Genomic DNA, 22,083 nt, shown 5'->3' with positions numbered 1-22,083 from the left:
AGCGACCGCTGCCAACTTTTCCACCGATGCCAGGAACCGCCGCCGAACCGATCCAGGATCCTGCCGACGCCAATGACGCGGCGGCGCCCGCGCGCGGCAAGGCCGGCTCGGCCAAGGGCAAGGCCGCGGGCTCGGGCGCATCCACCGCTGCCGCCCGCCTGGCCAAGCTGGGCCTGCGCCGCCCGGTCGACCTGGTGCTGCACCTGCCGATGCGCTACGAGGACGAGACCACGGTGATGCCGATCGCCGAGGCCATCCACCGTGCCGGGCTGGGGCTGCCAGCGCAGGTGGAAGGCGAAGTCGTCTCCAACGAGGTCACGTTCCGGCCACGCCGCCAGCTGGTGGTGAAGCTTGCCGACGACAGCGGCGAACTGACCCTGCGCTTCCTGAACTTCTACGGCAGCCAGACCAAGCAGATGGCCGAAGGCGTGCGCCTGCGCGTGCGCGGCGAGGTGCGCGGCGGCTTCTTCGGCGCCGAGATGGTCCATCCGACGGTGCGGCCGGTGCTGGCCGGCGAGGCGCTGCCGGACCGCCTGACGCCGGTGTACCCGTCCACCGCCGGCATCCCGCAGGCCTATTTGCGCAAGGCCATCGGCGGCGCGCTGGCGCGCACGCCCCTGCCCGAGACGCTGCCGCAGCCGGTGCTGAAGGGGCCGCTGGCGCGCCTGCAGCTGCGTCCGCTGGCCGACTGCCTGCGGCTGCTGCACGCGCCGCCGCCGCAGGAAAGCGAGGCCGCGCTGGCCGACCGCTCGCACCCGGCCTGGCAGCGCGTCAAGTTCGACGAATTGCTGGCGCAGCAGATCTCGCTGCGGCGCGCGCACGCGGCGCGCCGCGACAAGACCGCGCCGACCATGCCGCGCCGCGACGGCGGGCTGCTGACGCGCTTCCTGGCGGCCTTGCCGTTCCGGCTGACCGGCGCGCAGCAGCGCGTGGTCGGCGAAATCGCCGCCGACATGAGCCTGCCGCACCCGATGCACCGGCTGCTGCAGGGCGACGTCGGCAGTGGCAAGACCATCGTCGCCGCGCTGGCCGCGTGCCAGGCTATCGATGCCGGTTTCCAGGCGGCGCTGATGGCGCCGACCGAGATCCTGGCCGAGCAGCATTTCCGCAAGCTGTCGGCGTGGCTGGAGCCGCTGGGCGTGCCGGTGGCGTGGCTGGCCGGCAGCCAGAAAGCGCGCGACAAGCGCGCCGCGGTGGCGCGTGTGGAATCGGGGGAGGCGCAGCTGGTGATCGGCACCCATGCGCTGATCCAGGACACCGTGCGTTTTGCAAAGTTGGGGCTGTCGGTGGTCGACGAGCAGCACCGCTTCGGCGTGGCGCAGCGCCTGGCGCTGCGCGGCAAGGCCGGCGCGGCCGAGGCGCCTGCTGCCATCAGCGCGGCCGAAACCGTGCCGCACCAGTTGATGATGTCGGCCACGCCGATCCCGCGCACGCTGGCCATGACCTACTACGCCGACCTCGACGTCTCGGTGATCGATGAACTGCCGCCGGGGCGCACGCCCATCGTCACGCGCCTGGTCAACGACGAGCGCCGCGACGAGGTAATCGGGCGCATCCACCACGCCGCGGCCGAAGGCCGCCAGGTCTACTGGGTGTGCCCGCTGATCGAGGAAAGCGAGGCGCTGCAGCTGCAGACCGCGGTCGAGACCTATGAGACCCTTGTGGCCGCGCTGCCCGACCTGCGCGTGGGCCTGGTGCACGGCCGCCTGCCGCCGGCGGAGAAAGCCGCGGTGATGGATGACTTCAGCGCCAACCGGCTGCAGGTGCTGGTGGCCACCACCGTGATCGAGGTGGGCGTCGATGTGCCCAATGCCTCGCTGATGGTGATCGAGCATGCCGAGCGCTTCGGCCTGGCGCAGCTGCACCAGTTGCGCGGCCGGGTCGGGCGCGGCAGCGCCGAGTCGGTCTGCCTGCTGATGTACCAGGCGCCGCTGTCGCCCACCGCCCGCGAGCGCCTGGCGACCATGCGCGAGACCACCGACGGCTTCGAGATCGCGCGGCGCGACCTGGAGATCCGCGGCCCGGGCGAATTCCTCGGCGCGCGCCAGTCCGGCGAAGCGATGTTGCGCTTTGCCGACCTGCAGACCGATGCCTGGCTGGTGGAGTACGCCCAGGCGGCGGCCGAGCTGATGCTGGAGCACTATCCGGAAGCGGTCGAAGCGCACCTGTTGCGCTGGCTGGGTGGACGCGAGCACTACCTGAAGGCGTGAGTTTCCCGCTTGTCGTTCCCGCGAAGGCGGGAACCTAGTGACTTTCAAAGACGCTGGATTCCCGCCTTCGCGGGAATGACAGGATTGAAGGGGAATCGCTGAGGTCTTACGGAAGTGGCCAATAAAGCGCGCGCGGACTGGCACTCTGACAGATCCGACAATCGAAGGTAAAATCTATCGCCAATCCGGATTTGATAAGTCATGACGCTCACCGAACTCAAGTACATCGTCGCCGTGGCGCGCGAGCGCCATTTCGGCCGGGCCGCCGAAGCCTGCTTCGTGTCGCAACCGACGCTGTCGGTCGCCATCAAGAAGCTGGAAGACGAACTCAACGTCCAGATCTTCGAGCGCGGCACCTCCGAGGTGTCGGTGACGTCGGTCGGCGAGCAGATCGTGGCGCAGGCCCAGCGTGTGCTGGAGCAGACCATGGCCATCCGCGAGATCGCCAAGCAGGGCAAGGATCCCCTGGCGGGGCCGCTGCGCGTGGGCGTGATCTACACCATCGGGCCGTACCTGCTGCCGTCACTGGTCAAGCAGATGATCGACACCGTCCCGCAGATGCCGCTGATGCTGCAGGAGAACTACACCCACAAGCTGATCGAGCTGCTCAAGCAGGGCGAGATCGATTGCGCGGTGATGGCCGAGCCGTTCCCCGATTCCGGCCTGACGGTGCGCCCGCTCTATGACGAACCCTTTGTCGTGGCCGTGCCGCGCGGCCACCAGCTGGCGCAGGCGCATGCGGTCGACCCGGAGGAACTGAAGCAGCAGACCATGCTGCTGCTGGGCAGTGGCCACTGCTTCCGCGACCACGTGCTGGGCGTGTGCCCGGAGCTGTCGCGCTTTTCGCAGGCGGCCGACGGCATCCAGAAGACCTTCGAGGGCTCGTCGCTCGAAACCATCCGCCATATGGTGGCCAGCGGAGTCGGCATCACCGTGCTGCCGCGCACCTCGGTGCCCGACCTGAAAGCCAAGGGCGACATGCTGTCGTACGTGCCGTTTGCCGACCCGGTGCCCGACCGGCGCGTGGTGCTGGCCTGGCGCAAGAGCTTCACCCGCCTGCCGGCGATGGAAGCGCTGGCCAACGCCGTTGCCGCGTGCGACCTGCCCGGCGTGCGCAAGCTCGACGCCAAGGAACTGGCCGAAGCCGCCTGAGCGTCGTTTCGAAGGACTGGCCATGCAACGGCCGCAGCGGAGACTCCGCTGCGGCCGTTGTCATTTCTGCTCCCCTGATCGGATATTTCGCCGCGCTGTCTTGGGGTGGTCACCTGCCGCTGGCATAAGTTTCACTAACCCCGGATAGATTTGACCTAATACATAGGTATAAATAATTAAATTCTCAACCTAATAGATAATTTGTAGACTGGCTCCTGTCGATGCGGATGGCGTCGACGCAAGACAGGAACCGATGATGAGCACCAGCGCCCAGTCACTGACAACGACACCGACTCAGCCCCGTTTTTCCCTCCGCATGGGGCGCTGCCTGCTCGATTGCCTTGCCTGCTATGCCGCCGCGCACTGACGCGGCATTCCCTTGCAGCCCACCCACAAAGAGGAAAAGATGAGCAAGAAGGACACTCTTACCACTGCCGCCGGCGCACCGGTTGCCGATAACCAGAACTCGCAGACCGCCGGCCCGCGCGGCCCGATGCTGCTGCAGGATGTCTGGTTCCTCGAAAAGCTGGCTCACTTCGACCGCGAAGTCATCCCCGAGCGCCGCGTCCACGCCAAGGGCTCCGGTGCTTACGGCACGCTGCGCATCACCCACGACATCACGAAGTACACCAAGGCCTCGGTGTTTGCCGAGATTGGCAAGGAAACGCCGCTGTTCATTCGCTTCTCCACCGTCGCCGGCGAACGCGGCGCGGCCGATGCCGAGCGCGATGTGCGCGGCTTCTCGATCAAGTTCTATACCGACGAAGGCAACTGGGACCTGGTCGGCAACAACACGCCGGTGTTCTTCGTGCGCGACCCGCTCAAGTTCCCCGACTTCATCCACACGCAGAAGCGCAACCCGCGCACCAACCTGCGCGACCCGATCGCGGTGTGGGACTTCTGGTCGCGCCATCCGGAATCGCTGCACCAGGTCACCATCCTGATGAGCGACCGCGGCCTGCCGCAGAACTACCGGCAGATGCATGGCTTCGGCTCGCACACGTATTCGTTCATCAACGCCAATAACGAGCGCTTCTACGTCAAGTTCCACTTCAAGTCGCAGCAGGGCGTGGAGAACTGGACCAATGAGGAAGCCGCCAAAGTGGTGGCCAACGACCGCGAGAGCGCCCAGCGCGACCTGTTCGACAATATCGAGCGCGGCAACTTCCCGCGCTGGGACCTGCGCGTGCAGGTCATGCCGGAGGCCGAGGCGGCCAAATATCACATCAACCCATTCGACCTGACCAAGGTTTGGCCGCACAAGGACTACCCGCTGATCGACGTGGGCGTGGTCGAGCTCAACCGCAACCCGGACAACTATTTTGCCGAGGTCGAGCAGGTGGCGATGAACCCGGCCAATATCGTGCCCGGCATCGGCTTCTCGCCCGACAAGATGCTGCAGGGGCGGCTGTTCTCGTATGGCGACACGCAGCGCTACCGGCTGGGCATCAACCACGCGCAGATCCCGGTCAATGCGCCGAAATGCCCGTTCCACAACAGCTTCCACCGTGACGGCGCGATGCGCGTGGACGGCAACCAGGGCGGCAAGCTCAACTACGAGCCCAACCGCGAAAGCGCCTACGCCGCCAGCGAGCGCGCGATCGAGCCGCCGCTGGCGCTCGACGGCGCCGCCGACCGCTGGGACCACCGCGTCGACACCGACTACTACAGCCAGCCCGGCGCGCTGTTCCGCCTGTTCGACGAAGGCCAGCGTCAGCGCCTGTTCGCCAATATCGCCGCGGCGATGCAGGGCGTGCCGGAGGCCATCGTGCGCGTGCAGCTGGAGCACTTCAGCAAGGCCGACCCGGCCTACGGCGAAGGCGTGAAGCGGGCGCTGAACCTTCAATAAGCGCCTGCCCGGCAACGGCCAACCGGCGCGGGGTTTGGCCGGGACCGTTGCCCGGTGCAATAATGCGGGGTACCGCGCCGCCCGGCCCCCGATTCGCCACGAATCGGCAAGCCCGGCGGCGCGCCTCGTGGCTATACCTGAACGGAGCGTATCTACCATGGCAAAGAAGAACGAGATGAGCGTGAATATCGGTATTTCCGACAAGGACCGCAAGAAGATCGCGGAAGGGCTGTCCAAGCTGCTGGCTGACACCTATACCCTTTATCTCAAGACCCACAACTTCCACTGGAACGTGACGGGTCCGATGTTCAATACGCTGCATCTGATGTTCGAGACCCAGTACAACGAGCTGGCGCTGGCCGTGGACTCGATCGCCGAGCGTATCCGCGCGCTGGGCTACCCGGCCCCGGGTACCTACAAGGAGTACGCGCGCCTGTCGTCGATCGCCGAGGAAGAGGGCGTGCCCGAGGCCACCGACATGATCCGCAAGCTGGTCGAAGGCCAGGAAGCCGTGGTACGCACCGCGCGCTCGATCTTCCCGGTGATCGATGCCGCCGGCGACGAGCCCTCGGCCGACCTGCTGACCCAGCGCATGCAGACGCATGAAAAGACCGCGTGGATGCTGCGCTCGATGCTGGCCTGAGGCTGGCCCGCTCTCCTGGCTGCCGCGCCCGCGGCGGCCGGCACTGCGCGTCGCAGCCGTCCGGGCTGCGGCGCGTTTTCATTGAATCGCCCGCCCCGGATCCACGCCGTGCAGACCCTCTCGCCGTTGCCCCCGACCCCCATGCTTGAACGCCTTGCCCTCTACGCGCGCCTGGTGCGCATCGACAAGCCCATCGGCACGCTGCTGCTGCTGTGGCCGACGCTGTGGGCCATGTGGATGGCGGCGGACGGGCCGCCGCGCTGGGGCCTGTTCTGGATCTTCGTCGCGGGTACCTTCCTGATGCGCTCGGCCGGGTGTGCCATCAATGACTGGGCCGACCGCGATTTCGACAAGCACGTCAAGCGCACCCGCGAGCGTCCGCTGACCGCCGGCAAGATCGCCGCGTGGGAAGCGCTGGCGGTGGCCGCCGTGCTGGCGCTGGTGGCCTTCATGCTGGTGTTGCCGCTGAACGCGCTGACCAAGTGGCTGGCGGTCGTGGCGGCGGTGGTGGCGGGCACGTACCCGTTCTTCAAGCGCTTCTTTGCGATTCCGCAGGCTTACCTGGGAATCGCGTTCGGCTTCGGCATCCCGATGGCGTTCGCCGCGATTCAGGACCAGGTGCCGCCGGTGGCGTGGCTGATGCTGCTGGCCAATGTGTTCTGGGCGGTGGCGTATGACACCGCCTATGCCATGGTCGATCGCGACGACGACCTGCTGATCGGCATGAAGACCTCGGCCATCACCTTCGGGCGCTTCGACGTGGCGGCGATCATGCTGTGCTACGCCGCGTTCTTTGCGCTGATGGCCTGGGCGGGCGCGCTGCTCGGCCTGGGCTGGCCGTACTGGGTGGGGCTGGTTGCCGCGATCGGCTGTGCCGGCTACCACTACACGCTGATCCGCGAGCGCGACCGGATGCGGTGCTTTGCGGCATTCCGGCACAACAACTGGCTGGGGGCTTGCGTGTTTGCGGGGACGGCGCTGGCGTATGCGGTGCGGTGATTGCTATCGGTGATTGCTACGCTGACTGAGGGTTTGCTCCCCTCTCCCATTAATGGGAGAGGGGAGCTTGCTGCTGGCGTTGCAGTACTTCAATCCTTCCCGAACTCCGCCCCCATCTCCTTGCCGCGCGCCGCGGCCGCGTGCATCGCGCGCACGAAGGCATCGGCGATGCCGGAGGCCTCCATCGAGGTCAGCGCCGCGTAGGTGGTGCCACCCTTCGACGTCACGCGCTCGCGCAGCGTCGCCACCGGTTCGGGCGACTGTCCCGCCAGCGTGGCCGCGCCGCGGAAGGTTTCCACCGCGAGTTCGCGGCCCTGCTCGGCGCTCAGCCCCAGCTCGGTGGCCGCGCGCTGCATGGCCTCGATGAAATAGAACACATAGGCCGGGCCGCTGCCGGAAATCGCGGTGACGGCGTCGATCTGGTCATCGCCATCGACCCACACGCACTTGCCGACGGCCTCGGCCACGGCGCTGGCAATCGCGCGGTCCTCGGCCGACAGCGCGGCCGGTGCGGCCAGTCCCGTCATGCCCATGCCCGACAGCGCCGGCGTATTCGGCATCGCGCGCACCACGCGGGTGCGTCCGCCCAGCCAGCGCTGCATGTCCTGCAGCCGGATGCCGGCGGCCACGCTGATCACCAGGTTGCCCGGGCCATCGGCCGGCAGGTGCGGCAGCAGCTGCGCCGCGGCGTCGCGGAACTGCTGCGGCTTGACCGCCAGCACCAGCACATCGCTGGCGCCGAAGGCGGCGTCCGGCGCCCCGGCCGCATGTACGCCAAGGTCGCGCGCCAGGCGCTGCTGCGCTTCCGGGAACGGGTCGACCACGCGGATCGCGCCGGCGGGCACGCCGCGCGCGATCAGGCCGCCGATCAGTGCGGAAGCCATGTTGCCGCCGCCAAGAAAACCGAAGGTGAGGGTGTCGAGCATGAAGGTCTCTGGGGTCTGAAAGATTCCGGTCGGGGCGCGGACGTCAGCCGCGCGCACCGAAGATGGCGGTGCCGATCCGCACCAGGGTGGCGCCCTCGGCGATGGCGGCCTCCATGTCGCCCGACATGCCCATCGACAGCGTGTCGAGCTGCAAGCCGTCGGCGCGCAGCGCCTGCAGCATGGCGCGCATGGCGGCGAACGGGCGGCGTTGCGCGGCGGGATCGTGGGCGGGTTCGGGAATCGCCATCAGCCCGCGCAGTTGCAGGCCGGGCAGGGCCGCGACCGCATGCGCCAGCGCGGGCACCTCGGCCGGGGCGACGCCGCTCTTGCTGGCTTCGCCGCTGATATTGACCTGGATGCAGACCTGCAGCGCCGGCATGCCGGCCGGACGCTGGGCCGACAGCCGCTCGGCGATTTTGAGCCGGTCGATGGTGTGGACCCAGTCGAAATGTTCCGCCACCGGCCGCGTCTTGTTGCTTTGCAACGGGCCGATGAAATGCCATTGCAGGTGATCGCGCAGGTCGGCCAGCGCGGCGATCTTGTCGATGCCTTCCTGGACGTAGTTCTCGCCGAATTCGCGCTGTCCGGCGGCGTATGCGGCCCTTATGCGGTCGGGGGAAACGGTCTTGGAAACGGCCAGCAGGGCGATGTCCGCGGGTTGCCTGCCGGCCTGTTGTGCTGCCGCCGCAATGCCCTGGCGCACGGCTTGCAAGTTGGCGGCAATCACAGACATAATCCGGCGAACATATATATAAGGTACGTCAAGTACCGATAACAAATCAGGGTGGGGTCATTATAGATGGACATCGCGCAGCTATTGGCTTTCGCCGTCAAGAACAAGGCGTCCGATCTTCATCTGTCCGCGGACATGCCGCCGATGGTGCGGATCCACGGCGACATGCGGCGCATCAACGTCGCCTCGATGACGCACAAGGATGTCCACGCCATGGTGTACGACATCATGAGCGACACCCAGCGCAAGGCCTACGAGGAACGCCTCGAAATCGATTTCTCGTTCGAGATCGCGGGCCTGTCGCGCTTCCGCGTCAATGCCTATAACACCCAGCGCGGCGCCGCCGCGGTGTTCCGTACCATTCCGTCCAAGGTGCTGACGCTGGAAGAGCTGCGCGCGCCGGCGGTGTTTGCCGACCTGTGCATGAAGCCGCGCGGGCTGGTGCTGGTGACGGGCCCGACCGGCTCGGGCAAGTCCACCACGCTGGCGGCGATGGTAGACCATCGCAATGAAAACGACATGGGCCACATCCTCACGGTGGAGGACCCGATCGAATTCGTGCACAGCTCCAAGAAGAGTCTTATCAACCAGCGCGAGCTGGGGCCGCATACGCATTCGTTTGCCAACGCGCTGCGCTCGGCGCTGCGCGAAGACCCGGACGTGATCCTGGTGGGCGAACTGCGCGACCTGGAGACCATCCGCCTGGCGCTGACCGCGGCCGAAACCGGCCACCTGGTCTTCGGTACGCTGCACACCAGCTCGGCGGCCAAGACCATCGACCGCGTGGTCGACGTGTTTCCGCCCGAAGAGAAGGACATGGTGCGCACCATGCTGTCGGAATCGCTCGAGGCGGTGATCTCGCAGACGCTGCTGAAGACCCGCGACGGCAACGGCCGCACCGCCGCGCACGAGATCATGATCGCCACGCCCGCGATCCGCCACCTGATCCGCGAGAACAAGATCGCGCAGATGTACTCGATGATGCAGACCAGCAGCGGGCTGGGCATGCAGACGCTGGACCAGTGCCTGTCGGACCTGATCAAGCGCAGCGTCATCAGCTACAACGACGCGCGCGCGATTGCCAAGAACCCGGACGCGTTCATGGGCTGAGGCCCGCCTGCGCCCTTCCTCCAGCAAGACACCGCCATGCTCGACCGCGAATCCGCCGCCAAGTACATCAACGACCTGCTCGAGCTGATGGTCAGCAACCGCGGCTCGGACCTGTTCATCACTTCGGACTTCCCGCCGGCGATCAAGGTCGACGGCAAGATCACGCCGGTGTCGCAGCAGCCGCTGAACCCGACCCAGGCGCTGGGGCTGGTGCGCTCGGTGATGAACGAGCGCCAGGTGCAGGACTTCGACACCAGCCGCGAATGCAACTTTGCCATCAGCGTGCCCAAGGCCGGGCGCTTCCGCGTCTCGGCCTTTATCCAGCAGGGCAAGGCCGGCATGGTGGTGCGTACCATCAATACGCGCATCCCGTCGGTGGCCGACCTGGACCTGCCGCAGACGCTGCATGACGTGGTCATGGCCAAGCGCGGGCTGGTGATCGTCACCGGTGCAACCGGCTCGGGCAAGTCGACCACGCTGGCGGCGATGCTGGACCACCGCAACGCGCACTCCTACGGCCACATCATCACCATCGAGGATCCGATCGAGTACGTGCACGCGCACCAGAACTGCATCGTCACGCAGCGTGAGGTCGGCATCGATACCGAGTCGTGGCACGTGGCGCTGAAGAACACGCTGCGCCAGGCCCCCGACGTGATCCTGATCGGCGAGATCCGCGATCGCGAGACCATGGAGTACGCGATGCAGTACGCCGAGACCGGCCACCTGTGCCTGGCCACGCTGCACGCCAACAACGCCAACCAGGCGATCGACCGCGTGGTCAACTTCTTCCCCGAGGAAAAGCGCCAGCAACTGCTGATCGACCTGTCGCTGAACCTGAAGGCGATGATCTCGCAGCGCCTGCTGCCGCGCGCCGGCCGCAAGGGCCGGGTGCCGGCGGTGGAGATCATGATCGGCACGCCGCTGGTGGCCGATCTGATCTTCAAGGGCGAGATCCACGAGCTCAAGGAAGTCATCAAGAAGTCGCGCGAGCAGGGCATGATCTCGTTCGACCAGGCGTTGTTCGACCTGTACGAGCAGGGCAAGATCACCTACGAGGACGCGCTGCGCAATGCCGACTCGCTCAACGACCTGCGCCTGATGATCAAGCTGCACAGCACCCATGCGAAGGACTCGGACCTGGGTGCCGGCACCGAGCATCTCAACGTCATCTGAGGGCTGCACATTGACCCGCATGGCGCTATGCTTGGCTATCTACAGGAGTCTGCCATGAGCAATGTCTACCAGTTCGAAGCCAACTCGCTCGCCGGCCAGCCGGTGCCGCTGTCGCAGTTCCAGGGCAAGGTGATGCTGGTGGTCAATACCGCCAGCGAATGCGGCTTTACCCCGCAGTACGAGGGCCTGCAGAAGCTCTATGACGAGTACCACGGGCGCGGCCTGGAGGTGCTGGGCTTTCCATGCAACCAGTTCGGCAAGCAGGAGCCGGGCGATGCGCAGCAGATCGGCCAGTTCTGCGAGACGCGCTTTGCGGTGCGCTTCCCCATGTTCGCCAAGATCGACGTCAACGGCCCCAACGCCCATCCGCTGTACCAGTGGCTGACCACCGAAAAGCGTGGCGTGCTCGGTACCCAGGGCATCAAGTGGAATTTCACCAAGTTCCTGCTGCGCCGCGACGGCACCGTGTTCAAGCGCTATGCGCCGACCACCAAGCCGGAAGAGCTGCGCGCCGATATCGAGCGGCTGCTGTCCGACCCCGCCGCCTGAGCCTCAGCTGCTGCTCGCTGGCACGGCGCGCACCGCGCGCAGGAAGCCGTTGAGCGAGCGTTCCGGGGTTTCGTGGAAATGGTCGTCGAGCATGCGGATGGCGCGGCAGCGGTCGAGCCGGAAGCTGCGGTAGTCCTCGCGCGTGGTGCACCACGTCGCCAGCAGCCAGGCATTGCCCCAGAAGAACAGCCCCAGCGGCATCACCACGCGTTCGGTGATGCGCTGCTGCACGTCGCAGTAGTCGAGCTGCAGCAGCTTGTGCGCGCCCAGCGCGCCATGCACCACGTCGAAGGCCTCGCGCACATGCGCCTGGTTGACGTACTCCGGCGCGAACACGCGGCTTTGCTGCGCCGCCAGGCGGCGCGGCGGCGGCAGCGCCGCCATCAGCTTCTCCAGCGCGGGATCGGCCGCGGCGGCGAGCGCGCCGCCGCCCCAGGCCTTCAGCAGCCGCAGGCCGGCGACCAGCGCTTCCACTTCCATGGCGGTGAACATCAGCGGCGGGACGTCGAAGTCGGCGCGCAGCCGGTAGCCGATGCCGGCCTCGCCTTCGACCGGCACGCCCGACAGCGACAGCGCCTGGATATCACGGTAGACGGTGCGTTCCGAGACCCCGAGCCGCTGCGCCAGCAGCGCCGCCGTGGTCAGGCGGCGGCCGCGCAGCACCTGCACGATCTGGAACAGGCGATCGGCGCGGCGGCTCATCGGTCAGCGGGATCCATGGCGGTCATCCGGCCACCGGCTCGTGCAGGCCGATGCGGTTGCCCTCGCTGTCGGTGATATGCGCGATGCGGCCGATCTCGCCCGGCAGGCGCAGCGGCCCGAACACGGTCTTGCCGCCGGCGCGCGCGGCGCGTGCCAGCAGCGCGTCGAGTTCCGGCGCGTGCAGGTATGGCACTGTGCCGTAGTAGTTGCTGGGCCGGTAGCCTTCGCCGGCGACCAGCGTGCCGCCGGGATCGGGATGCGGGAACACGGCCATGTCGACCTGGCTCATGGTTTCGCGGCGCAGCCGGACCTCGAAGACCTGCTCGTAGAAGCCGATGGCGCGGGGCATGTCGACGACGGGGATTTCCAGCCAGTTGATCAGACGTTGGCTCATGATGGGCTCCTGGGTTCCAGAGGTAGGGGAGTGAGGAGCTCGCATCATGCGCGGGGGCTGCTGACAGCGTGCTGTCAGGAGGATGGCAGTGGGGGAGTTCAGTGCGGCATCCACGCCGCCATCACCGGCACCAGGATCGCGGTCAGCACGCCGTTCAGGCCCATGCCGAGCGCGGCGAAGGCGCCGGCTTCCTGGTTGACCTGGAACGCGCGCGCGGTGCCGATGCCGTGCGCCGCCACGCCGGTGGCGAAGCCGCGCACGCTGTAGTCGCGGATGCGCAGCAGGTTCAGCAGCATGGTCGCGCTGACCGCGCCGATGATGCCGGTGCCCATCACCAGCACCGCTGTCAGCGACGGCAGCCCGCCGATCTTCTCGGCCACGCCCATGGCGATCGGGATCGTCACCGACTTGGGCGCGAGCGAGCGTACCGTTTCGGGGGAGGCGCCGAGCAGCCAGGCAATGCCCACCGCCGCCACCACCGCCACCACCGAGCCCGCCACCAGTCCCGCCAGCAGCGGGAACACATGGGTGCGCAGCTTGGGCAGCTGCAGGTACAGCGGCACCGCCAGCGCCACCGTCGCCGGTCCCAGCAGGAAGTGCACGAACTGCGCGCCATCGAAGTAGGTCTTGTAGGGCGTGCCGGTGACGGTCAGCACCGTGACCAGCAGCGCCACCGCGATCATCACCGGGTTGGCCAGCGGCGAGAAGCGCGATTTCTCGTAGATGCGGAAGGCGAATACATAGGCCAGCAGCGTCGCGGTCAGGCCCACCAGCGGGCTGGCGGCAAGGTAGACCCAGATCTCGTTCAGGCGCGGCGTCATCATGCCTGTTCCCCCTTGGCGTCGGCAGGCGGCGCGTCGGGCGTGCCGGAACGCTTGCGCATCAGCATGCGCGTGACCACGGCGGTGGTGGCGATGGCCAGCCACGTTGATACCACCAGCGCGACCAGGATCGGCATCCACTCGCCCTCGATGCGGTTGGCGTGGACCATGATGCCGACGCCGGCGGGCACGAACAGAAGCGACAGATGCTTGAGCAGCTCGGTGGTGGTGCCCTGGATCACGGGCAGCAGCCGGTCGTCGAAGACGAGCCAGCCGAACAGCAGGATCATGCCGAGCACGGGGCCGGGCACGGGCAGGGTCAGCGCGTAGCTGATCACCTCGCCGACGGACTGGAAAACCAACAGGATGGCAAAGGTCTGGAGCATGGGGGCGGTCGTGGTTGTGCATTGCCCCTCTCCCGCAAGCGGGAGAGGGGAGACAACCACAGGGCCTTGCTCCGGTCGGGAACTTATCCCAGCATCCGGTCGACCAGTTCGATCCAGTGCATGACCGGCGTATCGGTGCCGCCCTGCAGGTGCGAGATGCATCCGATATTGGCCGAGACGATGGCTTCGGGCTGCGTCGCCTGCAGTTTGGCGAGCTTGTCGTCGCGCAGGCGCTGGGACAGTTCCGGCTGCAGCACCGAGTAAGTGCCCGCCGAGCCGCAGCACAGGTGGCTGTCAGCGCAGAGTTTGACTTCCACGCCGAGGCCGGTCAAGAGCGCCTCGACTTTGCCGCGGATCTGCTGGCCGTGCTGCAGCGTGCACGGCGGGTGGTAGGCCACGCGCCGCCCGTCGCGCGGCACCGCGCCGGCGGCGGCGTGCAGGTCGTCGGCAAAGTCCGGCAGGACCTCGGACAGGTCGCGCGTCAGCGCCGAGATGCGGCGCGCGCGCTCGGCATAGGCGGGGTCGTTGCGCAGCAGGTGGCCGTAGTCCTTGACCATCGCGCCGCAGCCCGACGCGGTCATCACGATGGCTTCGGCGCCGGCTTCGACATGCGGCCACCAGGCGTCGATATTGCGGCGCATATTGTCGAGGCCGCCATCGTGGTCGCCGGTGTGGAAGCGGATCGCGCCGCAGCAGCCGGCTTCGCGCGCTACCACCAGTTGTACGCCGACACGATCGAACACGCGCGCGGTGGCGGCATTGATGTTGGGCGACATCGCCGGCTGCACGCAGCCGTCGAGCAACAGCATCTTGCGCGCATGCGTGTTGCGCGGCCACGCGCCAGGCGCGGCGCTGGCCGACAGCGGCGGCACCTTGGCGCGCAGCGTGCCCGGCAGCAACGGGCGCACCATCTGGCCCAGGCGCAGCGCCGTGCCGAACAGCGCCGGCCGCGTCAGCCCCTCGCGCAGCACCCAGCGTGCGATGCGCTGGCTGGCGGGACGCCGCACGCCTTCGGCCTCGAGCTTGTCGTCGACCAGTTGCCGGCCGATGTCGACCAGGCGTCCGTAGCGCACGCCGGAGGGGCAGGTCGATTCGCAGTTGCGGCAGGTCAGGCAGCGGTCCAGGTGCAGGCGCGTGCTTTCGGTGATGGCATGGCCTTCGAGCACCTGCTTCATCAGGTAGATGCGCCCGCGCGGGCCGTCCAGTTCATCGCCGAGCAGCTGGTAGGTGGGGCAGGTGGCGGTGCAGAAGCCGCAATGCACGCATTTGCCAACGATGGATTTGGCTTCCTCGCCTTCGGGCGTGTCGCGGAGAAAATCTGCCAGGGTCGTTTGCATGATGTGGGGTGTAGTGCCTGGAGTATCTTGGCCCGCGGGCTCAGAGCCCGGGGTACATGCGCTGCGGATTGAAGATGCCGGCGGGGTCGAAGGTCTCCTTCAGGCGGCGATGGATCGCGGCCAGCGGCGACGCCAGCGGCGTGAACACGCCCATCGACTTGTCGCCATGGCGAAACAGCGTGGCATGGCCGCCGGCGGCCTGCGCCACCGCGCGCACGCTTTCGGCGTCGGCCTTGGGCGAGCCCTCTTCGGGCAGCCACCAGCGCTGGCCGCCGCCCCATTCGACCAGCTGCTCGCCCGGCAGCGCCAGCGGCGCGGCCACGGTGGGCACCGCCAGCCGCCACAGCGCGCGGCCGGCGTGCGCGGGGGCGAAGAACGGGTGGGTCTGCTCGCGCAGCGATTGCCACAGCGCGGCCGCGGGTGCCGCGTCCACACGCTCGCCGCCGAGCCGGGCGCAGGCCGCGCGCACCGCGGCGCCCGCGCCGGACAGGCGCACGTGCAGCACGCCCGCATGCCACACCGAAGACGCCAGCGGCAGCGGCTGGCCGCCCCACTGGTTCAGTTGCCGGATGGCTTCGGCCTGCGCCATCTCGAAGCGCAGCGTGGCCTCGTCGAACGGCGCCGGCAGCACCTTGACCGAAACCTGCAGGATCAGCCCCAGCGTGCCGAGCGATCCCGTCAGCAGCCTCGACACGTCGTAGCCCGCCACGTTCTTCATCACCTGGCCGCCGAAGTCCATCACCTCGCCGCGGCCGTCCATCAGCTGCGCGCCCAGCACGAAGTCGCGCAGCGCGCCCACCGACTGCCGCCGCGGGCCCGACAACCCGGCGGCGACGGCACCGCCCAGCGTCGCCACGCTGGGCTGGCCGGGCAGCGCGAAGTGGGGCGGCTCGAATGCCAGGATCTGGCGCTTTTCCGCCAGCGCGGCTTCGATCTCGGCCAGCGGGGTGCCGCAGCGCGCGGTGATCACCAGTTCGGCCGGGTCGTAGTCGACGATGCCGGTGTAGGCGCGCGTGTCCAGCAGGTTGCCTTGCGGCGGCTGGCCGTAGAAGTCCTTGCTGCCGCCGCCGCGCAGCCGCAGCGCGGTGCGGGTCTCGGTGGCTTGCCTGACGGCGTCGCGGAAGGCGTCGAGGGTGGCTTGCATAGTCGTGCGAGTAGGGAGGAGTTTCTGGCGCCGCTCTGGGTCAGGTTGCACCGTCGCGGCCGCCCGGTACTTCAGGCCGGTCGTTCTGATAGGCCGGCAGCTGGCTGCCGCAGTGCTTGCAATACTGCGCGTCGGGTTCGTGCCCCTCGGTCAGGCAATGGGTGCAGGTGCGCGTGGTCAGCGGCCGCTTCATGATGCTGGCGGCCAGCTCGGCGCCGACGATGCCGGTGGGAAAGGCGATGATGCCGTAGCCCAGCAGGATCGTCAGCGAGGTGATGAACTGCCCCAGCGCCGTCTTCGGCACCATGTCGCCGAAGCCGGTGGTGGTCAGCGTCACCACCGCCCAGTACATGCTGACCGGGATGCTGTGGAAGCCGTGCTCCGGCCCCTCGACCACGTACATCACGGTGCCCAGGATCACGGTGATGATGAATACCGCGGCCAGGAACACGAAGATCTTGCGGCGGCTGTTGACCAGCGCGCGGTACAGGATCTCGGCTTCCTCGAAGTACACGGTCAGCTTCAGGATCCGGAACACGCGCAGCAGCCGCAGCAGGCGCACGTCGATCAGGAAATGCAGTTCCGGCACGAAGAACGCCAGCCAGGTCGGCATGATCGAGATGAAGTCGATGATGCCGTAGAAGCTCAGCGCATAGCGCCACGGCCGCCGCACCACCAGCAGGCGCATGGCGTACTCCGCCGTGAACAGCAGCGTGAACATCCATTCCAGCGCCGTGAATACCCCGCCCAGGCGCCGGTTCAGCGCGGGCAGGCTGTCGAGCATCACGATCATCACGCTGGCGACGATGGCGATCAGCAGCGCGACATCGAAGATGCGCCCTTCGCGCGTATCGGCCTCGAAGATGATGGTGTACCAGCGCTGGCGCCAGCCGGCCTCGGGCTGGCCCAGGCGCTGGCGCACCACGGCTTCCTGGTGCTGGCGCCGGCGGGGATTTTCTCGCATGGCTTGGCTCAGAAGCGCGGCAGTTCGGGATGCGGCAGCAAGCCCTTCTTCACGTGCATCTTGCCGTATTCGGCGCAGCGCGCCAGCGTGGGGATGGCCTTGTCAGGGTTCAGCAGCCGCGCGGGATCGAAGGCGGCCTTGACGCCGAAGAAGGCGTCGCGCTCCGCGGTCGAGAACTGCACGCACATGGAGTTGAGCTTTTCCACGCCGACGCCGTGCTCGCCGGTGACGGTGCCGCCCAGCTCGACGCAGGTTTCCAGGATGTCGGCGCCGAACAGCTCGGCGCGGTGCCATTCGTCCTGGTCGCCGCCGTCGAACAGCACCAGCGGGTGCATGTTGCCGTCGCCGGCATGGAACACGTTGATGCAGCGCAGGCCGTACTTCACCTCCATGGCCTCGATGCGCTTGAGCAGCGTGCCGATGTGCTTGCGCGGGATGGTGCCGTCCATGCAGTAATAGTCCGGCGAAATCCGGCCCGCCGCCGGGAAGGCGTTCTTGCGGCCGCTCCAGAAGCGCAGCCGTTCGGCCTCGTTCTGCGAGACCACGATGCGGGTGCAGCCCGATGCCGTCAGCACCGCGCTCATGCGCTCGATCTCCTCGGCCACTTCCTCGGGGGTGCCGTCGGACTCGCACAGCAGGATCGCGGCGGCATCGAGGTCATAGCCCGCATGCACGAACTGCTCGACCGCGGCGGTGGCGGGCTTGTCCATCATCTCCAGCCCGGCCGGGATGATGCCCGCGGCGATCACGTCGGCGACCGCGTTGCCGCCTTTCTCGACATCGTCGAAGCAGGCCATGATCACCTGCGCCAGCTGCGGCTTGGGGATCAGGCGCACGGTGACCTCGGTGACCACGGCCAGCATGCCCTCGGAGCCGATCAGCACGGCCAGCAGGTCCAGCCCGGGCGCGTCGGGCGCCTCGGAGCCGAACACCACTACCTCGCCCGACATCGTCACCGCGCGCACGCGCAGCACGTTGTGCACGGTCAGGCCGTACTTCAGGCAGTGCACGCCGCCGGAATTCTCGCTGACGTTGCCGCCGATGGTGCAGGCGATCTGCGACGACGGGTCGGGCGCATAGTACAGGTTGTGCGGCGCGGCGGCGTCCGAGATGGCCAGGTTGCGCACGCCGGGCTGGACCACCGCGGTGCGCGCATACGGGTCGACCGACAGGATGCGCTTGAACTTGGCCAGCGACAGCACCAGGCCCTCGGCGATCGGCATGGCGCCGCCCGACAGGCTGGTGCCGGCGCCGCGCGGCACCACCGGCACGCCCAGCTGGTGGCACAGCCTCAGGATGGCGCAGACCTGCTCCTCGGTGTCGGGCAGGGCCACCGCCATCGGCACCTGCCGGTACGCGGCCAGGCCGTCGCACTCATAGGGCACGGTGTCTTCCGGCTTCCACAGCACCGCGGCATCGGGCAGGATCTGCGCCAGGCCGGCCAGCAGCGCGTCCCGGCGGCCGTCGGCGGCCGCAGCGGCCGTGGCCGGACTTTCGGCGGCGCCGGGAGCGAGGGTTTGGGCTTCGTGCGGGGCATTCATGAACGACTCCTGTGGGGTCTCCTGGACGGCGGCCTGTGGTGATCGTTTGCGGGCCTGCCGGCCGCGGCGGTGCAGTGCCAGCCGCGGGGGACGGGTGACTATAGCGCAGGCCACCTGGCGCGGGCACCACGCCGGACGTGAATTCGGCATGCCGGGCCGATCAAAAATGCTCATCATGCCCGGCGGGCACGGGCGCCGGTTTCAGCGTAGCACCGGCGGCCGGCCAGCGGTAAGGCGGGACACGCGGGGCCGGCTCCAGAACTCCGGCCGCGCTGCCCTCAGTAGTCCGGCTGCGCCGGGGCGGTTGGCAGCCGCAGCACCATGTCGAGCTTGTCGTGGAAGTGCGGCGCGACGTACAACGCATCGGGCTCCAGCCCGAAGCGCTCGAAGCCGAGCGATTCGTACAAGCGCACCGCGCCCGCGCTGCCGGCATTGACGCACAGCGTGACCTGGCGCACGCCCGGCATGGCGGCGGCCTGCTGCAGCGCACGCAGCATCAGCGCACGGCCGAGCTTGCGCGCGCGCCAGGCCGGTGCCACGTACATGCCGAAGATCGAGGCCTTGTGCCAGTGCTTGCGCCGGGGCTCGCGCATCACGCCGACCATGCCGGCCAGCGCGCCGGCCGGACCGGCCTCGAAGGCGCCGAAGATGGCCTTGTCCGCGCTCGGCGCAAGGCGTTGCGCCACCGCCTCCGGCGCCAGGTCCTGTTCTTCCTCGAGGCTGGCGGCAAAGGCTTCCGGGGTTTCAGCCAGTCCCTGCAGCCGCAGCGCGTGGAAGGCCGCGGCATCGTCGGGAATCAGCAGGCGGATTTCCATTGGCGCAGTCTCCTACCAGTCCAGGCTCAGCAGCCAGTCGACGAAATAGCGCGCCTCGGGCTTGAGCGGCGCCTGTTCACGCTCGACGATGTAGTAGCCATGCGGCGATACCGATTCCACATCGAGCAGCCGCACCATCTGCCCCAGCGACAGCCAGTGCCGCGCCATCCGCTGGCGCACCAGCGCCACGCCCTGGTTGGAGGCGATCGCTTCCAGCATCAGCCCGATGTCGTTGAACTGCGGGCCGGTCTGGGGCTCGGGCCAGTCCAGCCCGGCGGTCTCGAACCACGGCTTCCACGGCTCCAGCGGGCTGCGCAGCAGCACCAGGCCGTGCAGGTGCTCGGGCCGGGTGATGGCGCGGCCGTTGACGCGCTCGTAGTATTCGCGCCCGCACGCCGGGAACACCGGTTCCACCAGCAGCCTGGTGGTCTTCAGGTCGGGGTAGCGGCCGGTGCCGTAGCGGATCTCGACATCGGTGTCCTCGGCCTTGACGTCGAGGAACGGGATCGCCAGGTGCAGCTCGAGGTCGATATGCGGATAGAGCGCGCCGAACTCCGGCAGGCGCGGCACCAGGTGCTGGCGCCCGAAGGTGGGCGGGATCGCCACGCGCAGCCGCGTGCGCAGCTTGTTGTACTCGGGCCGGGCCAGTTCGTTGAGCGACTTGAGCGCGTCCTGCACGTTGCGCAGGTAGCGCGTGCCGGCGGCGGTCAGCCGCAGCGCGGCGTTGGCGCGCACGAACAGGTCTTCGCCCCACAGTTCCTCGAGGTTCTTGATCCGGTGCGAGACCGCGCTGGGCGTCACCGACAGCTCCTCGGCCGCGCGCGCGAAGCTGCCCAGGCGCGCGGCGGCTTCGAACGCGATCAGCAGGTGCAGCGGCGGGACGCGGTTGAACATGGAGGCCATCCCTGCGTTTGCCTGTCGTGCGCCTTACTGCGTGCCGGCGCGCGCGGCGCTGAAGATCTTGCCGGGGTTGAGGATGTGGTTGGGATCGAGCGCGTCCTTGATTGCGCGCATCAGGTCCAGCGCGTCTTCGCCGTGCTCCGCGACCAGGAAGCGCTGCTTGTGCAGGCCGACGCCGTGCTCGCCGGTGCAGGTGCCGCCCATCGCCAGCGCGCGTTCGACGATGCGCTGGTTGATGGCTTCGGCCTCCGCCATTTCCTCTGGCTTGTCCGGGTCGACCAGGATTGCCACGTGGAAGTTGCCGTCGCCGACATGGCCGACGATGGGGCAGGGCAACGCCGAGGCATTCAGGTCCTTCTCGGTCTCGGTGACGCAGTCGGCCAGGCGCGAGATCGGCACGCACACGTCGGTGGTGACCGACTTGCAGCCCGGCTTGAGCTGCAGCATCGCAAAGTACGCGGTATGGCGCGCATTCCACAGCCGGCTGCGGTCTTCCGGGCGCGTGGCCCACTCGAAGCCCTGGCCGCCGAAGTCGGCGGTGATCTGCTGCACGGTCTCGGCCTGCTCGCGCACGCCGGCCTCGGTGCCGTGGAATTCGAAGAACAGGTGCGGTGTCTCGGGCAGGGTCAGGTTGTCGTGGCGGTTGATGGCGCGGATCGCCAGCGCATCGACGAATTCCACGCGCGCCACCGGCACGCCCAGCTGGATGGTCTGGATCACGGCCTGCACCGCGCTGCCCATGCTGGGGAAGGCGCACACCGCGGCCGAGATCGCCTCGGGCTGCGGGTAGAGCCGCACCGTGACCTCGGTGATGATGCCGAGCGTGCCTTCGCTGCCGATGAACAGGCGGGTCAGGTCATAACCGGCCGACGACTTGCGCGCCTGCGTGCCGGTGCGGATCACGCGGCCGTCGGCGGTCACCACCGTCAGCGCCAGCACGTTCTCGCGCATGGTGCCGTAGCGCACCGCGTTGGTCCCCGACGCGCGCGTGGCGCACATGCCGCCCAGCGACGCGTCGGCGCCCGGGTCGATCGGGAAGAACAGGCCGGTGTCCTTGATCTCCTGGTTCAGCTGCTTGCGCGTGACGCCGGGCTGCACGGTCACGGTCAGGTCCTCGGGCTGCACCGCCAGCACCCGGTTCATCTGCGACAGGTCCAGGCTGATGCCCCCGGCCACCGCCAGCAGGTGGCCTTCCAGCGACGAGCCCGCGCCGTACGGGATCAGCGGCACGCCGTGCTGGTTGCACAGGCGCGCGACCTCGGCCACTTCCTCGGTGCTGTGGGCAAACACCACCGCATCCGGCAGCGCCGGCGGAAACGGGGATTCGTCGCGGCCGTGGTGCTCGCGCACGCCGGCGGAAGTGGTGAAGCGCTCGCCGAAGCGTGCCGCGAGTGCGTCAGCGATGGCGGGCGGCAGCGGACGGCGGGCGAGGGAGGCGGACGGCGTGGGGTGGTTCATGCGGGGTCTCCGGCGGGTCGGTGCGGCCTCATGGACCGAGAGGCCGCCGGCGAGGCGGCCGGCGGGTGGCCGCCGAGGGTGCCGGCGGCAGGCTGGGGCGCGACCCGGATATCGAATGGACGAATAACTGCATTCTACGCCGCGCGGCGGCTGGTGCACCTTCCGGCGGCGTGCGCGCGGCCGATAGCCGCACAAGCGGATGGCCGCGCAAGCTGCAGCCGGCGGTTGCGCCGCGCATGGCTAAGTCACCGGCTCTGGCGCGATAATGCGCCAT

21 protein-coding genes are annotated in these 22,083 nt (G+C 68.3%); 8 read left to right on the top strand and 13 right to left on the bottom strand.

Annotated features, from left to right (window positions below):
* The first annotated feature begins 26 nt into the window (after positions 1-26).
* The 5 genes from recG (at position 27) to ubiA (ending at position 6,853) form a co-directional block, all read left to right on the top strand.
* A complete protein-coding gene (gene recG / locus ACEI37_RS24250; RefSeq protein ID WP_373378479.1) occupies positions 27-2,210 on the top strand; it encodes an ATP-dependent DNA helicase RecG in 2,184 nt (727 codons plus the stop codon).
* Positions 2,211-2,411: 201 nt separating this feature from the next.
* On the top strand, positions 2,412-3,362 hold the full coding sequence (locus tag ACEI37_RS24245) for a LysR substrate-binding domain-containing protein (protein ID WP_062801683.1): 951 nt from the start codon (positions 2,412-2,414) through the stop codon (positions 3,360-3,362).
* A gap of 406 nt (positions 3,363-3,768) precedes the next feature.
* Positions 3,769-5,211: a catalase gene (locus ACEI37_RS24240; RefSeq protein ID WP_373378478.1), complete on the top strand. Its 1,443-nt coding sequence runs from the start codon at positions 3,769-3,771 to the stop codon at positions 5,209-5,211.
* Between the two features lie 157 nt (positions 5,212-5,368).
* Complete coding sequence (locus ACEI37_RS24235; protein ID WP_092306463.1) at positions 5,369-5,854, top strand: Dps family protein; 486 nt, start codon at positions 5,369-5,371, stop codon at positions 5,852-5,854.
* A gap of 141 nt (positions 5,855-5,995) precedes the next feature.
* Positions 5,996-6,853, top strand: a complete 858-nt coding sequence (gene ubiA / locus ACEI37_RS24230; RefSeq protein WP_373378477.1) for a 4-hydroxybenzoate octaprenyltransferase — start codon at positions 5,996-5,998, stop codon at positions 6,851-6,853.
* An 89-nt stretch (positions 6,854-6,942) separates the two neighbouring features.
* On the opposite strand, the gene proC is transcribed toward ubiA, so the two are convergent.
* Together proC and ACEI37_RS24220 are read right to left on the bottom strand one after the other, a co-directional pair.
* Positions 6,943-7,779 carry a pyrroline-5-carboxylate reductase gene (proC, locus tag ACEI37_RS24225; protein WP_373378476.1) on the bottom strand — a complete coding sequence of 279 codons (837 nt, stop codon included), beginning with the start codon at positions 7,777-7,779 and terminating at the stop codon, positions 6,943-6,945.
* Between the two features lie 43 nt (positions 7,780-7,822).
* Entirely contained in the window at positions 7,823-8,512 is a 690-nt protein-coding gene (locus ACEI37_RS24220; RefSeq protein WP_373380309.1) for a YggS family pyridoxal phosphate-dependent enzyme, read from the bottom strand.
* A 66-nt stretch (positions 8,513-8,578) separates the two neighbouring features.
* Between ACEI37_RS24220 and ACEI37_RS24215 the strand changes: the two genes are divergently transcribed.
* The 3 genes from ACEI37_RS24215 to ACEI37_RS24205 are packed head-to-tail and all read left to right on the top strand — an operon-like array spanning position 8,579 to position 11,347.
* Entirely contained in the window at positions 8,579-9,622 is a 1,044-nt protein-coding gene (locus tag ACEI37_RS24215; RefSeq protein ID WP_025583874.1) for a type IV pilus twitching motility protein PilT, read from the top strand.
* A gap of 36 nt (positions 9,623-9,658) precedes the next feature.
* Entirely contained in the window at positions 9,659-10,798 is a 1,140-nt protein-coding gene (locus ACEI37_RS24210) for a PilT/PilU family type 4a pilus ATPase (protein ID WP_373378475.1), read from the top strand.
* 54 nt (positions 10,799-10,852) lie between these two features.
* Positions 10,853-11,347: a glutathione peroxidase gene (locus ACEI37_RS24205; RefSeq protein ID WP_111519207.1), complete on the top strand. Its 495-nt coding sequence runs from the start codon at positions 10,853-10,855 to the stop codon at positions 11,345-11,347.
* 3 nt (positions 11,348-11,350) lie between these two features.
* Here the strand turns inward: ACEI37_RS24205 and ACEI37_RS24200 are convergent, their stop codons facing one another.
* From ACEI37_RS24200 to ACEI37_RS24150, 11 genes are all read right to left on the bottom strand, one after another.
* On the bottom strand, positions 11,351-12,049 hold the full coding sequence (locus ACEI37_RS24200; protein WP_373378474.1) for a helix-turn-helix transcriptional regulator: 699 nt from the start codon (positions 12,047-12,049) through the stop codon (positions 11,351-11,353).
* A 22-nt stretch (positions 12,050-12,071) separates the two neighbouring features.
* Positions 12,072-12,443, bottom strand: a complete 372-nt coding sequence (locus ACEI37_RS24195; RefSeq protein ID WP_181461224.1) for a VOC family protein — start codon at positions 12,441-12,443, stop codon at positions 12,072-12,074.
* A 98-nt stretch (positions 12,444-12,541) separates the two neighbouring features.
* Complete coding sequence (locus ACEI37_RS24190) at positions 12,542-13,267, bottom strand: LrgB family protein (protein WP_115681079.1); 726 nt, start codon at positions 13,265-13,267, stop codon at positions 12,542-12,544.
* Positions 13,264-13,650 carry a CidA/LrgA family protein gene (locus ACEI37_RS24185; protein WP_062801674.1) on the bottom strand — a complete coding sequence of 129 codons (387 nt, stop codon included), beginning with the start codon at positions 13,648-13,650 and terminating at the stop codon, positions 13,264-13,266. The genes ACEI37_RS24190 and ACEI37_RS24185 overlap by 4 nt, the downstream gene beginning before the upstream one ends.
* A gap of 83 nt (positions 13,651-13,733) precedes the next feature.
* A complete protein-coding gene (gene glcF / locus ACEI37_RS24180) occupies positions 13,734-14,987 on the bottom strand; it encodes a glycolate oxidase subunit GlcF (protein WP_062801673.1) in 1,254 nt (417 codons plus the stop codon).
* Between the two features lie 40 nt (positions 14,988-15,027).
* Positions 15,028-16,131 (bottom strand): glycolate oxidase subunit GlcE, encoded by a 1,104-nt coding sequence (glcE, locus tag ACEI37_RS24175; RefSeq protein WP_373378473.1) that lies wholly within the window; start codon positions 16,129-16,131, stop codon positions 15,028-15,030.
* A 40-nt stretch (positions 16,132-16,171) separates the two neighbouring features.
* Positions 16,172-17,095 (bottom strand): ion transporter, encoded by a 924-nt coding sequence (locus tag ACEI37_RS24170; RefSeq protein ID WP_373378472.1) that lies wholly within the window; start codon positions 17,093-17,095, stop codon positions 16,172-16,174.
* Positions 17,096-17,103: 8 nt separating this feature from the next.
* A complete protein-coding gene (locus tag ACEI37_RS24165; protein WP_373378471.1) occupies positions 17,104-18,636 on the bottom strand; it encodes an FAD-linked oxidase C-terminal domain-containing protein in 1,533 nt (510 codons plus the stop codon).
* Between the two features lie 278 nt (positions 18,637-18,914).
* The gene (locus tag ACEI37_RS24160) at positions 18,915-19,451 is read right to left on the bottom strand and encodes an N-acetyltransferase family protein (protein ID WP_373378470.1); all 537 of its coding nucleotides are present in this window, start codon (positions 19,449-19,451) and stop codon (positions 18,915-18,917) included.
* Between the two features lie 12 nt (positions 19,452-19,463).
* A complete protein-coding gene (locus ACEI37_RS24155; protein ID WP_171515853.1) occupies positions 19,464-20,354 on the bottom strand; it encodes a LysR substrate-binding domain-containing protein in 891 nt (296 codons plus the stop codon).
* 24 nt (positions 20,355-20,378) lie between these two features.
* Positions 20,379-21,809: an FAD-binding oxidoreductase gene (locus ACEI37_RS24150; protein ID WP_373378469.1), complete on the bottom strand. Its 1,431-nt coding sequence runs from the start codon at positions 21,807-21,809 to the stop codon at positions 20,379-20,381.
* Between the last annotated feature and the right edge of the window lie 274 nt (positions 21,810-22,083).

The sequence above is a fragment of the Cupriavidus nantongensis genome, assembly GCF_041726985.1.
Taxonomy (GTDB): Bacteria; Pseudomonadota; Gammaproteobacteria; order Burkholderiales; family Burkholderiaceae; genus Cupriavidus; species Cupriavidus nantongensis_A.
Note: the sequence above shows the minus strand (reverse complement) of the source record. Positions and strands in the feature narration are given on the sequence as shown.